The organism is Candidatus Oleimmundimicrobium sp. (assembly GCF_030651595.1).
GTDB lineage: Bacteria > Actinomycetota > Aquicultoria > UBA3085 > Oleimmundimicrobiaceae > JAUSCH01.
This window is the reverse complement of sequence record NZ_JAUSCH010000004.1, coordinates 144,981-157,858: the sequence shown is the minus strand read 5'-3', so window position 1 is coordinate 157,858 and position 12,878 is coordinate 144,981. Positions and strand designations below refer to the sequence as shown.

The window sequence follows — 12,878 nt, the reverse complement described above, 5'->3', positions numbered from 1 at the left end:
GGTTTTGGCGCTTTTAGAATTTTGCTCTTTTTTTAAGGAGCCAGACGCAAGGCCCGATCTTTTTCTTACCTTGCTTAACGGGATAATTTTTTGTCTTTCTGCATTTTTTTATGGGCTTAAGGGTTTCGTTCTTGCCTTTATTATCGTGTTTTTTTTGACGTTGATGCGAAAATTTATTGCGGGTAATTTGTTTTCATTTAAGAGTGCTGCCTTAACTGTAGTTGCTTCCATCTATATTGGATTTTCACTGAGCCACTTGATTTTAATTCGAGGGATAGCTGAGCGTGGGGTCCAACTTGTTCTTGCGGTTATTTTAGCAACTTGGGTTTTCGATACATCGGCTTATTTTGTGGGCTCACTATTTGGAAAAACGAAATTAGCTCCTAAAATTAGCCCCCACAAGACCTTAGAGGGTGCTATGGGAGGGCTTTTAATAACGTCTATTGCGGCAGGAAGCTTCTGTTTTATCCCATTTTTAAATTTTATTGAGAGGATTTTACTGGGGGCAGGAATTGCCATTTTCGGCCAAATGGGTGACCTTTTCGAATCTAAGCTGAAACGAATAGCCGGTCTTAAAGATAGTGGAAGCTTACTTCCGGGGCATGGAGGAATATTGGATAGATTTGACAGTCTTATTCTCTCGGCTCCAGCGGCTTTTTATCTAATTAAAATGCTATTATAAGGATTAACATGAAAAAAATAATCATTCTCGGTTCAACCGGTTCAATTGGAAGACAAACTCTCGATGTTGTTAGACAGCATCGAGATATTTTTCAAGTGGTTGGATTGTCAGCTTATCGAAATATCGAACTTTTAATAGAGCAGGTAAATGAGTTTAACCCTCAAGCAATTGCTATGCCTGATTTTAAGATGGTTCAAGTTTTGCGTGACTCTCTTATAAAAGATATCAAGATTTTTTGTGGTGAGAAAGGGCTTGCCGAGTTGGCACTTTTTGATGCAGACATTGTTTTAAATGCTTTAGTGGGTTCTGCGGGCCTTGAGGCGACTGTCGAGGTTGTTAAGTCTGGCAAAACGCTGGCTTTAGCCAATAAGGAATCTATGGTTATTGGTGGCGAAATAATAAATCGCTTACTTCCTAAAACTGGAGCAAAGATAATTCCGGTAGATAGTGAACATAGTGCTATTTACCAGTGTTTAATTGGAGAGAAAACTGATGAGATTAACAAGATAATTTTAACTGCGTCAGGTGGTCCTTTTAGGGGAAAGAAACTTTCCGAGTTACAAAACATAACGCCCAAAGAGGCTCTCGCGCATCCTCGCTGGAACATGGGGAAGAAGATATCAATAGATTCCGCAACTTTAATGAACAAAGGATTAGAAGTTATAGAAGCCCATTTTTTGTTCAACCTGGATTACGATAAGATTGAAACGTTAATTCATCCACAAAGCATCATACACTCTATGGTTGAATTTATTGATGGTTCGATAAAAGCGCACTTGGGTCCCACCGATATGAGAATTCCCATACAATATGCTCTTTCTTATCCTAAACGAATAGCTTCACCGGTTTCGATGCTTAATTTCATAAAAATAGGACAGTTTACTTTCGAAGAACCAGATTTAACAAATTTCCCATGCTTAAAATATGCAATTGAATCTGGCGAAAAGGGTGGGACATTTCCTGCTGTCTTAAACGCGGCAAATGAAGAGGCGGTGGCTGCTTTTTTAAATGAGGAACTTCCGTTCTTATCTATTTCAAAAGTGATTTACACAGTTCTTTCGGAGCACAAAGCAGTAAAGCCAGTGGAATTAAATCTTCTAAAAGAAGTTGACAATTGGGCAAGAATACGAGCAAGAGAAGTAATAAAACGGGAAAGGGGCTAGGATGGTTTTGGCCGTTATTTTTGGAAAGATAATTCTTACGATTTTAGGAATAGGGCTTTTAATCTTCGTTCATGAATTTGGGCATTTTATAGCAGCTAAATTTTTAAATATAAAAGTTTATGAATTTGTTTTGGGATATGGCCCAAAATTAATCTCTTTGAAGAGAGGGGATACGGTTTATGGAGTAGCTGCTTTCCCGTTGGGGGGCTATGTCAAGCTTGAAGATATTAATCCTGAAGATATCTCAGGAAAAGAAACAAGACTGCGAGTTTTAGGAGACCAACCCTGGGGTAAACGCGTCTGTGTTCTTTTAGGCGGCCCATTTATGAATTTTATTCTCCCTGTATTTTTAATAGCAATTATTTTTATGATTGGCGTGCCCACTCCAACCACAACAATTGAGGAAGTTATCCTGGGCTACCCAGCTGTTAAAGCAGGGTTTAAGGCAGGAGATAAAATTATTTCCATTGAAGGAGAAAAGATTGAAGCGTGGGACGAGGTAACCAACACAATTAAGAAAAGTCCGAATAAAACCTTAAATTTCGTGGTTCTGCGCAATAACAAAAAAGTTGAAATTGTCACTAAAATTATTGAAGAGGACGGTCATGGATTTTTAGGAGTAGAGGTGAAGATGACCACCAGAAAGTTTAATATTTTTTCTGCGCTATATCAGGGCTTAAAAGCGACCATTGAAATTATTTGGATGACTTTAAAATCGATATTTTTACTGATAACAAGGAAGCATTTAGAAGGTTTTACGGGCAAGATAATTGGTCCCATTGGTTTAGTTAAAGAGATATCTATCGGCATTCAAGAGGGAATTATCGTTTATTTAGGAATTTTAGCTCAAATGAGTGTGGGTTTGGGAATTGCAAACTTAATTCCGATACCACCGTTAGATGGCGGAAAACTTGCTTTTATGGGTTATGAATTAATTGCCAAAAAGCCGCCGAAAGTTCAAACTATCTTTACTATTCAGGCTATTGGAGTAGCTTTGCTTATTTTTTTAATGATTGTGGTTACTTTTTCTGATATTTCCGGTTTTTTTATGGCAGGGAGTCGATAGTGAAACGTGTAAAAAGTAGACAAATAAAAGTTGGAAGCCTAAAAATCGGGGGCGATGCACCTATCTCGGTGCAGTCGATGACAAACACAAAGACACACGATATTGATAAAACTGTGTCTCAAATTAAAAAATTGGAATTAGCAGGCTGCGAGCTTGTGAGGGTGGCTGTTCCAGATAAAAAAGCAGTTGCTGCTTTATCGCATATTAAAGAACTTATAAAGATTCCACTTGTGGCAGACATTCACTTTAACTACAAACTTGCCTTGGCCGCTCTTGATGCGGGGGCTGATAAAATTCGCATAAATCCGGGCAATATAGGTAACGAATCACGTGTTCGAGAAATAATTGAAAAAGCTCGTGAAAAAAGGATACCAATTAGAATAGGAGTGAACGCAGGTTCTCTTCACAAGAAATATCGAGATTCGGGAGAGAGCTTGGCTAAATCCTTAGCAAATAGTGCCTTAGAGTATGTTGGTTTTTTTGAAGATTTGGATTTTTTAGACTTTATTGTTTCAGTCAAGGCTTCGTCGGTTACAGCGACTATTGAAGCATACGAGCTCCTTGCCAGCAAAGTAAATTGTCCTTTGCATATCGGGGTAACCGAAGCGGGAACTCTGGTAACAGGTACAGTAAAATCGGCAATAGGCATAGGCACCCTTCTTAGAGAGGGAATTGGTGATACAATTCGAGTTTCTCTTACAGCGAATCCAATAAAAGAGGTCGAAGTCGGTTTTAAAATTTTACGCGCTCTTGAATTAAGGTGTGTAGGCCCTGAGATTATATCTTGTCCCACTTGCGGAAGGTGCGAAATTGATTTAATTGCATTAACTAAAAAAGTAGAAAAAAAGCTTTCGAAGTGTAAAATACCGCTCAAAATTGCGGTTATGGGCTGTATCGTTAATGGTCCGGGCGAAGCACGCGAGGCTGATTTGGGTATTGCCGCCGGGAAGGGAGAAGGCTTATTGTTTGCTAAAGGTAAACCTATTAAAAAAGTTCCCGAAGGCGATTTGGTTGAGGCGCTTTTGACGTTGGTATCAGAATTTGAAAGGGGTTAATTTTTATGGAGGCAGACGAAAGAAATAATTTTGTTGAAACGATTACTGATAAGAGCGTTGATTTTAGGCGATGGTATACAGATGTTATTATTGCAGCCCAACTTGCTGATTACTCGCCAATTAAAGGCTGTATGGTTATAAGGCCTTATGGTTACGCTTTGTGGGAAAATATGAAAACGCTATTAGATGCAAAGATAAAAGATACAGGGCATGAAAATGCTTACTTCCCTTTATTTGTTCCGGAAAGTTTACTGGCAAAGGAAGCTGAACACATTGAAGGTTTTGCTCCCGAAGTGGCCTGGGTAACTCATGCCGGTAAGGAAAAACTTGAAGAAAGGTTAGCTATTAGACCTACGTCGGAAGCCATTATTGGCAGCATGTATGCAAAATGGATCGATTCTTGGCGAGATTTACCGGTTTTAATTAATCAATGGGCAAATGTTGTAAGGTGGGAGAAAGTAACCAGGCCATTTTTACGTACAACGGAATTCTTGTGGCAAGAAGGGCACACTGTACACAGAACTGAAGAGGATGCTGAGGAAGAAACTCTCAAAATGCTCCATGTTTACAAGGATTTTATAGAAAAGGATTTAGCTATTCCGGTATATATTGGAAGAAAAACTGAACGGGAAAAATTTGCCGGGGCTCTTAAGACATATTCACTTGAGGCGCTTATGTCGGATGGCAAGGCTCTTCAGGCGGGAACTTCACATAATCTCGGCCAGCATTTTGCTAAGGTTTTTGATATTACTTTTCAAGATATGGATGGAGAAAGAAAGTTTGCTTGGCAAACAAGCTGGGGCGTTTCAACGCGTTTAATTGGAGCTCTTATTATGGTTCACGGAGATGATTCGGGTCTTATTTTACCACCCAGAATTGCTCCCATTCAAACCGTAGTTGTGCCAATTTTAGGCAAAAAAGAATCAGAAGAGGCCGTTGAAGAAAAAGTGCGTGAAATTGAAAAAATGCTCACCGGAGTTTGCCGACTTAAAGTAGACAGGAGACGTGAACACAGGGTGGGTTGGAAGTTCAGTGAGTGGGAGCTTCGAGGTGTTCCCTTAAGAATAGAGATTGGGCCAAAAGATGTTCAAAAAAATCAAGTTGTTTTAGTTAGACGGGACACACATGCAAAAGAATTTATCCCAATTGATAAGCTAAAAAACAAGATTATTGAAGTATTAGACGATATTCAAAAAAGTCTCTTTGAAAAAGCAAAAAGTTTTAGAAACGAAAATACCAGAGAAACTTCTAGCTTTGAAGAACTAACCTCTTTAATTGAGAATAAACAAGGTTTTGTTAAGGCGTTTTGGTGTGGTGACCAGGATTGCGAAGTTAAAATTAAAGAAAAAACTATGGCGACAATTCGATGCATTCCATTTAACGAGAAAAAGGGCCGATGTATTTTGTGTGGCAAAACAGGATCAATGGTATATTTTGCCAAAGCATATTAAGGAGACAATAGTTGGAAGAAGCAAAAACAAAAATTGCCTTAATAATACCTGCTTATAATGAGGCCAAGAGAATAGGGTTAGTTTTAGATGAGGCCATAAAGGTTCAATTAATTGATGAAATAATTGTGGTCGATGATGGGTCAACTGATGACACGGCTGAAGTTGCAAAAAAATATAAAAGAGTAAAGGTGATTAATCGTGAGGAAAATGGAGGTAAGGGAGCGGCCTTGAGTACGGGGATAGATTCCACCGATGCTGCAATTTTAGTTTTAATAGATGCAGATTTAATTGGCCTTAAAACAGTGCACATTGAAAGTTTAATTAAGCCGCTTCTCGAAGAAGATTTGGATATGACACTGGGGAAATTTACAGGAGGAAGAATGGCGACAGATATTTCTCAAGCATTAGTTCCTCGCATTTCAGGGCAAAGGGCCTTCAAAAGAGAGATATTGGAAAGGATGCCGGATTTTACCAATTGTGGGTATGGTGTAGAAATTGCTTTTGCCAAACAAGCTAAACGAAAGCATGCACGGGTTAAAGAAGTTGTTTTGCCCAATGTGACACATGTTATGAAAGAAGAAAAAATGGGTTTGCGTAAAGGAATTCTATCGAGATTAGGTATGTATCGAGATATATTATTTCATTTAATTTTTAAACATAAAGATTGATAAATAAGTTAAGTTTCGCATATTTATAACGTCATTTTTTATCACGACTATTGCGAAGCCATAAATATTATGCTAATATCAATCAGCAGGTAAAAAGCTTAGAAAGTGGGTCGAATGCCCACTTTTTTCATATTTTAAAGATATATAATTTAAAGGGCAATGATGGACATAGCGAAAATTTCAAAAATTAAAGATTTGGTAAATCAAGCATTGTTAGCCAATGGGTTTGAACTGGTGGATATCGAGTTTAAAAAAGAGTCGGTTGGAATGGTCTTAAGAATATACATCGATTCAGACAAGGGAGTTACTATTGATATGTGTACTAAGGCAAGTGGCGCTATATCTAAAGAATTAGATAACGTCAATCTACTTAGCCAAAATTATATATTGGAGGTTTCTTCACCAGGAATAGAGAGGCCATTAACAAAACCAAAGCATTTTAAAAAATATATTGGTTCAAAAATTTGCGTTAAAACGAAAGAGCCGATAAAAAAACGAAGTCAGTTTAAGGGAATTCTTGAGTCTGCAAAGGATGATTTATTTGTGGTTAACTGTGACGGTGAAATGTATGAGATTCCTTATGGCAAATTAAAAAAAGCTAATGTTGTAGTGGAAATAGATTTATAAGTTTATGAAAGGAGAAGTAAAGTGAAATTAGACTTAATGGATGCTATTAGGCAAATTGAAAGAGAGAAAAAAATTGATCCTGAAATAATTTTAGAAGCGCTTAAAACAGCTATAGCTTCGGCTTATAAAAAAAATTATGGTGCTAATTTAAATGTTTATGTGGAAATAGATCCCGAGTCAGGCAAAATTAAGGTATTTTCGCGAACCGAAGTTGAAAAAAAAGGTAAAAAAGAGATTATTGAAAAAGAAATCACTCCAAAAGATTTTGGCCGAATTGCGGCTCAGACGGCTAAACAAGTAATTCTTCAAAAGATAAGAGAAGCAGAGCGCGAAATGATGTATGGGGAATACATTGACAGAGAAGGCGATATCGTTACAGGTATTATACAGCAGAGTGATCAACGCTATACATTAGTAAACTTAGGTCGGGTTGAGGCACTTATGCCTTCAGAGGAACAGGTTCCTGGAGAAAGATACGAACATGGGATGCGCATAAAAGCTTATATTGTTGAAGTGAGACGGACCAGCAAAGAACCTCAGATAATTATCTCTAGAACTCATCCTGGGTTATTAAAACGTCTTTTTGAACTTGAGGTGCCTGAAATTTCCGATGGATATGTGGAAATAAAATCCGTTGCTCGAGAACCGGGTTTCAGATCAAAAATTGCAGTGAGCTCTCGTGATGAAAGCATAGATCCGGTTGGAGCATGTGTTGGCCCAAAAGGTTCTCGGGTTCGCATGGTGGTAGGGGAACTTCGCGGAGAAAAAATTGACGTGGTTAAGTGGAACGAAGATTCAGCTACTTATGTTGCAAGCGCGCTAAGTCCGGCTAAGGTTAAAACAGTTATAATAAGTAAAGATAAAAAAACGGCACAAGTAATTGTCCCCAATGACCAACTTTCTTTGGCCATAGGGAAAGAAGGACAAAATGCACGTTTAGCTGCCAAGCTTACTGGCTGGAGAATAGACATAATAAGTGAAAATCAGGTTTCAGAAAAACTGGAAGTTGAGGGCAAGGAGTCTGAAAAAGCAACTTTAAAAAAATCATTAGCTGAAGAAGGACTATGCCAAGCAACCACTAAATCTGGTAAACCTTGTAAAAACAAAGCAAAACCTGGAAGCAATTACTGTGGTATTCACAAAGGAATAGATGATTAAATGAGTGATAAAAAGGCACCCATCAGAAAATGCATTGGTTGCGGGGAGTCTTTTTTTAAAAAAGAACTTATAAGAATAGTTCGTACTCCTACCGGGGAGATTGTGCTTGATTTAAAGGGTAAGGCAAGTGGTAGAGGGGCTTATGTTTGTTGTATGGAGTGCTTCGATAAAGCAATAAAAGGAAAAAAATTGGAGAGAGCTTTAAGTAAAAATATCGATAAAGAAACTGTAAAAATTTTAAGTGATAAACTATTAGAAATTACAAAGAACAAAGAGATGAGTATAGATAAAGGGTGATTTGATTGGGAATAAGAATTTATGAATTAGCAAAAGAGTTGAATATTCCAAGCACTGAGTTAATGAAGAAACTTAAAGAAAATGGCATAAGTGTTAAAAATCACTTTGCTACAATTGATGATGTTGCCATTAAACTATTAAAAGAAAAATTTGGCGAAAATATTAGCAAAAAAACGAAAGATAAAACAATGTGTAAAACAGAGAAAACAGAGGAATTAAAGCAATCTGAGCCAAAAAGAATGGTAAAAGAAAAGGCGAAATTGGTTTCCGAAGAGAAGGAAGACGACGAACTAAAACTCAAAATTGCGGAGGGTTCAACTGTGAAGGAGCTTTCCGAGATATTTAAAAAATCTCCTTCAGAAATCATTAAAATACTTATGAATTTAGGAGAAATGGCCACGATAAATCAACCTGTTGGCAACGAGGCAATTGAGCTATTGGCTGATGAATTTGGCATTAAGGTTAAAATAATTTCTTTAGAGGAAGAAATAAAAGAGGAAATAGAAGAAGAAGAGGAAATAGAAGAAGATGCTAAAGATTTAAAACCAAGGCCACCTGTAGTAACCGTCATGGGGCACGTAGACCACGGCAAAACTCTTTTACTGGATGCGATTAGAGAAACTGATGTAGTTTCAACTGAAGCGGGAGGGATAACACAGCACATTGGAGCGTATCAAATAGAACATAAGGGTAAAAAAATAACTTTTATTGATACTCCGGGTCATGAAGCCTTTACGGCCATGCGAGCACGAGGGGCTAAAATTACAGATATAGCAGTTATTGTTGTTGCTGCCGACGATGGAGTGATGCCGCAGACAATTGAAGCAATTAATCATGCTAACGCGGCCGGAGTTCCCATTTTAATAGCGATAAACAAGATAGATAAACCCCAGGCAAATCCAGACAAAGTCAAACAACAACTCACAGAATATAATTTAGTGCCGGAAGAATGGGGAGGAGAGACAGTATTTGTTAATGTCTCAGCCAAAGAAAAAACTAATATAGATGAACTTTTGGATATGATACTGCTTATAGCAGAGATGGAAGAAATTAAAGCAAACCCTAAAGGGATGGCAAGAGGAACTGTAGTTGAAGCTTTTTTGGATAAAGGACGAGGGCCGGTTGCGACTATTCTTTTAAATCGTGGAACCTTGAAGGTTGGAGATTCAGTGGTTGCGGGTTACACTTACGGTAAGGTTCGAGCTTTAATAGATGACAAGGGTAAGCGTATTTCTATTGCAACTTCCGGCCAGCCTGTAGAAATAATTGGATGGTCTAAAACTCCTCAAGCTGGTGATTTATTAAAACAAACACCGGACGAAAAAAAGGCTCGTCAAATTTCTGAAGAACGTCTATTGAAAAAGAGAATTCTTGAAAAAGAGCCGCACAGGCATATAGCCTTAGAAGATCTTTTTGACCAGATTAAAAAAGGTGAGCTAATAGATTTAAACATTATAGTTAAAGGTGATACTCAAGGTTCGGTTGAAGCGTTATGTAGTTCCTTGGAAAAGATAAATCAAGAAGAAGTGCGAGTACGGGTTATTCATAAAGGAGTAGGAGCCATATCCGGGACGGATATAGCGCTTGCTGCTGCGTCAAACGCGGTTGTTGTTGGTTTCAATGTTCGTCCTGATGATAAAGCTAAGGCACTTGCAGAAAAAGAGAATGTTGATATGAGAATGTATCGAGTAATTTATCAGGTTATTGAAGACATAGAAGCTGCCAGGAAGGGTCTTTTAAAGCCAACATTTGAAGAAGTGGAAAAAGGGCGAGTTGAGGTTAGGGAAATATTTAAAGCCTCTAAAATTGGCACAATTGCCGGTTGTTTTGTTACGCAAGGTGAAATTAATAGAAAAGACCAGGTTAGGGTGGTAAGAGACGGAATAGTTGTTCATGAAGGATTAATTTCGTCACTTCATCGATTCAAAGAAGACGTTGCTTCAATTAAAAGTGGTTATGAGTGCGGCATTTGCCTTGAAGGATTTAAGGATCTTAAAGTGGGCGATATTTTAGAATTTTTTCAAGTGATTGAAAAACCTGCAAGTTAATGGGATATATTTTTGTGATGTGGGTAAAATGATCTTAGGTTTGTTGGAGCTTGACTTACATATTCCGGAGTCTCATTCATTAAAAGACAAAAGAAGCATAGTAAAGAGTATAATTTCTAAAATTAGAAATAAATATAACGTCTCAGTTGGGGAAATGGAACATCAAGATTTGTGCCAAAGAGCCTTGATTGGAATTGTTTGTGTTTCACAGAATGAGCATGATTTAAGAAGGATATTCGGACGAATAGAACAAGAAGTGTTTGACATGTATCTTGTCGAAAAAATTCAGGGAAAAATATCAGTTTTTTCTCCTGATAGCTAAAAAATAAGGGAAAAAATGAATTATCCGCGTTCAAACAAAGTTGCTAAGGCAATTAAAGAAGAAATTAGCGAAATATTGAGCAAATTAAAAGATCCTCGAATTGGAATGATCACCGTAACAGGAGTCGATGTTTCGCCCGATTTAAAGCGCGCCATAATTTTTATAAGCATTTTAAATTCATCAGAGAAAAAAGTTACTCTTAATGTATTAAGAAAAGCTAAGGGTCATATAAGAACCAAGTTAGGGGAAAAATTGAGTTTGAAGTTTCTCCCTGATTTGGAATTTAAGTGGGACGAGTCAATGGAGCGAGGAGCGAGAATATCGGAAATAATTCATCGCATCCGTGAAGAAGAAGGCGAGGGTTAACAGTGAAAAGGTTTTTTTCTTGTGGTGTCTGCTCGTCTTCCGGCAACAAAGAGCAATTAGATGACAAGATTGCCTTAATAAGTAAAGTTATACTGGAAAAGAAAAAATTTATTTTGAGTACTCACACTCAGCCGGACGGAGACGCTATAGGGTCTGTGTTAGGGTTGGGTTTATTTTTAAAAAAAATAGGAAAAAGCGTCTTTGTGAACTGGGGGCAATCTCCAAAATCCGACGAACTAAACGCTAAGACGAGCTTAAGTATTCCAAAACAATATTCATTTTTGCCTGGCCTGGAAATGCTTTCAGATTGTTCGAAACATCTTGAAGAAATTGAGTGTTTTATTGCCCTCGATTGTGCAAATTTAGAGCGTCTCGGTTGTTTTAAAGAGCAGGCGCAGAAATCATCTACTTCTATTAACATTGATCATCATCCAGGTAACGATGAATTTGCTCAAATAAATTGTGTTGATAAAAGTTCGCCGGCAACAACCGAACTTATTTACAAGCTTATCAAAGAAACAAAAATAGAAATTGATAGAGATATTGCAACCTGCCTATACGTGGGCTTGGTTACAGATACCGGAAGGTTTCAATATTCAAATGCTAACAGGAGAGCTTTTCAAATGGCTATGGAACTTTTAGATTACGGGGTGATACCTGCTGAAATTTTTCATAACGTCTATGAAACCACCACAGTCTCTTATCTGAAGTTATTGGCTAAAATGCTTAAAAATTTAAAAATAGTTTCAGGAGTTGCTTATGCCACAGTTACTCAAAAAGATTTGATTTCAACCGGGGCTAAGATTGAAGAAACTGAAAGTTTAATTGAGATTATAAGGTCTATTGAGAATATCAAAGTCGCAATTGTTCTAAAAGAGACCAGAGACGGTAAATGGAAAGTGAGCTTAAGATCTAAAAATGAAATAGATGTCAGTAAAATTGCAGGCCGTTTTGGTGGCGGCGGACACAGAAATGCGGCAGGCTATCTTTCGGAAAAAAATCAAGAGGGCACAATTAAGTTGATGTTGGAGGCATTGAAAAATTTATGATTAAAGATGGACTTATTGTCATAAATAAACCTGCCGGGGTTACTTCGCACGACGTGGTTGAAAATATTAGAAAGATAATAAAAATTAAAAAGGTAGGGCATACAGGAACGCTTGATCCTGATGCAACAGGTGTTTTAATTTTATTGATTGGAAAAGCTACGAAAATTGCTCAGTTTTTGCAAAATGATGACAAAGAATATTGGGCGGAAATGGTTTTAGGCATTAAAACCGATACTCAAGATGCTTCCGGTAAGGTTGTCTTTCAGGCCCCGTGTCGTTTATCAGAAAAAGAGGTAAGACAGGCGTTAAATAATTTTAAAGGTAAAATTTTTCAAACACCGCCAATGGTGTCAGCTGTCAAAATAAAAGGACGAGCATTGTATAAATTGGCACGAGAGGGAAAGGAAGTGGATCGTCCTTCACGAGAAATTACCATTCATTCAATTGATTTTTTAAAGATGGAATCAGGCCCTTATCCGGTTGTCACATTTAAAGTGAAGTGCTCAAAAGGTACCTATATACGAACACTTTGTGCTGATGTAGGTGATTTTCTTGGTTGCGGAGCCCGTTTAAAGAAACTTATCCGGACAAGTTGCGGCAATTATAGTTTAGATGATGCTCATTCTATTGAGGAAGTTAAAGAATTAGCTTCCTCATCTACCATAAATGACCATATTATTTTGATTCAAGATGCTTTAAAGCAGTTTCCTTCAATTACTCTAAAAGGATCTTATGTTAAAGATATTTTAAATGGTCGTCCTTTAACAGATGAAATGGCGGAGGGACAATTAAAAGAAATTAAAAAAGGACAATTTATTAAAGTGCTTGATGAGAGCAAATCATTAATTGCAATACTTAAGATGGTTGATGATAAAAAAGAGGGAATATTAGCCAGGCCAATTCGTGTTTTTGTTAGGTGAGATTAT

At 37.5% G+C, this 12,878-nt stretch carries 14 protein-coding genes; all 14 read left to right on the top strand.

The window, feature by feature from the left end; genetic code table 11:
* Positions 1-682, top strand: a 682-nt coding sequence (locus Q7U95_RS00900; RefSeq protein ID WP_308751396.1) for a phosphatidate cytidylyltransferase, incomplete at its 5' end; no start/stop codon positions are given.
* Between the two features lie 8 nt (positions 683-690).
* Positions 691-1,845, top strand: a complete 1,155-nt coding sequence (locus Q7U95_RS00895; protein WP_308751395.1) for a 1-deoxy-D-xylulose-5-phosphate reductoisomerase — start codon at positions 691-693, stop codon at positions 1,843-1,845.
* A 1-nt stretch (position 1,846) separates the two neighbouring features.
* Positions 1,847-2,911: a M50 family metallopeptidase gene (locus Q7U95_RS00890; protein WP_308751394.1), complete on the top strand. Its 1,065-nt coding sequence runs from the start codon at positions 1,847-1,849 to the stop codon at positions 2,909-2,911.
* The gene (gene ispG, locus Q7U95_RS00885; protein ID WP_308751393.1) at positions 2,911-3,966 is read left to right on the top strand and encodes a flavodoxin-dependent (E)-4-hydroxy-3-methylbut-2-enyl-diphosphate synthase; all 1,056 of its coding nucleotides are present in this window, start codon (positions 2,911-2,913) and stop codon (positions 3,964-3,966) included. Before Q7U95_RS00890 ends, ispG begins: the two co-directional genes overlap by 1 nt.
* A 5-nt stretch (positions 3,967-3,971) precedes the next feature.
* Positions 3,972-5,417, top strand: coding sequence for a proline--tRNA ligase (proS, locus tag Q7U95_RS00880; RefSeq protein WP_308751392.1), 1,446 nt, complete (start codon positions 3,972-3,974; stop codon positions 5,415-5,417).
* 11 nt (positions 5,418-5,428) lie between these two features.
* Entirely contained in the window at positions 5,429-6,085 is a 657-nt protein-coding gene (locus Q7U95_RS00875; RefSeq protein WP_308751391.1) for a glycosyltransferase family 2 protein, read from the top strand.
* A 162-nt stretch (positions 6,086-6,247) separates the two neighbouring features.
* On the top strand, positions 6,248-6,712 hold the full coding sequence (gene rimP / locus Q7U95_RS00870) for a ribosome maturation factor RimP (protein ID WP_308751390.1): 465 nt from the start codon (positions 6,248-6,250) through the stop codon (positions 6,710-6,712).
* 21 nt (positions 6,713-6,733) lie between these two features.
* Positions 6,734-7,870 (top strand): transcription termination factor NusA, encoded by a 1,137-nt coding sequence (nusA, locus tag Q7U95_RS00865; RefSeq protein ID WP_308751389.1) that lies wholly within the window; start codon positions 6,734-6,736, stop codon positions 7,868-7,870.
* Positions 7,871-8,167: a YlxR family protein gene (locus Q7U95_RS00860; protein WP_308751388.1), complete on the top strand. Its 297-nt coding sequence runs from the start codon at positions 7,871-7,873 to the stop codon at positions 8,165-8,167. It abuts the gene before it with no gap.
* Positions 8,168-8,172: 5 nt separating this feature from the next.
* Complete coding sequence (gene infB, locus Q7U95_RS00855; RefSeq protein WP_308751387.1) at positions 8,173-10,215, top strand: translation initiation factor IF-2; 2,043 nt, start codon at positions 8,173-8,175, stop codon at positions 10,213-10,215.
* 28 nt (positions 10,216-10,243) lie between these two features.
* A complete protein-coding gene (locus Q7U95_RS00850) occupies positions 10,244-10,537 on the top strand; it encodes a DUF503 domain-containing protein (protein ID WP_308751386.1) in 294 nt (97 codons plus the stop codon).
* A gap of 15 nt (positions 10,538-10,552) precedes the next feature.
* The gene (gene rbfA / locus Q7U95_RS00845) at positions 10,553-10,903 is read left to right on the top strand and encodes a 30S ribosome-binding factor RbfA (protein ID WP_308751385.1); all 351 of its coding nucleotides are present in this window, start codon (positions 10,553-10,555) and stop codon (positions 10,901-10,903) included.
* A gap of 2 nt (positions 10,904-10,905) precedes the next feature.
* Entirely contained in the window at positions 10,906-11,952 is a 1,047-nt protein-coding gene (locus Q7U95_RS00840) for a bifunctional oligoribonuclease/PAP phosphatase NrnA (protein ID WP_308751384.1), read from the top strand.
* Positions 11,949-12,872, top strand: a complete 924-nt coding sequence (truB, locus tag Q7U95_RS00835) for a tRNA pseudouridine(55) synthase TruB (RefSeq protein WP_308751383.1) — start codon at positions 11,949-11,951, stop codon at positions 12,870-12,872. Before Q7U95_RS00840 ends, truB begins: the two co-directional genes overlap by 4 nt.
* Positions 12,873-12,878 lie beyond the last annotated feature (6 nt).

What these genes read in the sequence shown, in the direction of transcription:
- proS (WP_308751392.1), top strand. Translation starts at nt 3,972, where the DNA reads ATGGAGGCAGACGAAAGAAATAATTTTGTTGAAACGATTACTGATAAG.
- Q7U95_RS00850 (WP_308751386.1), top strand. Translation starts at nt 10,244, where the DNA reads ATGATCTTAGGTTTGTTGGAGCTTGACTTACATATTCCGGAGTCTCAT.
- rbfA (WP_308751385.1), top strand. Translation starts at nt 10,553, where the DNA reads ATGAATTATCCGCGTTCAAACAAAGTTGCTAAGGCAATTAAAGAAGAA.
- rimP (WP_308751390.1), top strand. Translation starts at nt 6,248, where the DNA reads ATGGACATAGCGAAAATTTCAAAAATTAAAGATTTGGTAAATCAAGCA.
- Q7U95_RS00890 (WP_308751394.1), top strand. Translation starts at nt 1,847, where the DNA reads ATGGTTTTGGCCGTTATTTTTGGAAAGATAATTCTTACGATTTTAGGA.
- Q7U95_RS00860 (WP_308751388.1), top strand. Translation starts at nt 7,871, where the DNA reads ATGAGTGATAAAAAGGCACCCATCAGAAAATGCATTGGTTGCGGGGAG.
- Q7U95_RS00895 (WP_308751395.1), top strand. Translation starts at nt 691, where the DNA reads ATGAAAAAAATAATCATTCTCGGTTCAACCGGTTCAATTGGAAGACAA.
- truB (WP_308751383.1), top strand. Translation starts at nt 11,949, where the DNA reads ATGATTAAAGATGGACTTATTGTCATAAATAAACCTGCCGGGGTTACT.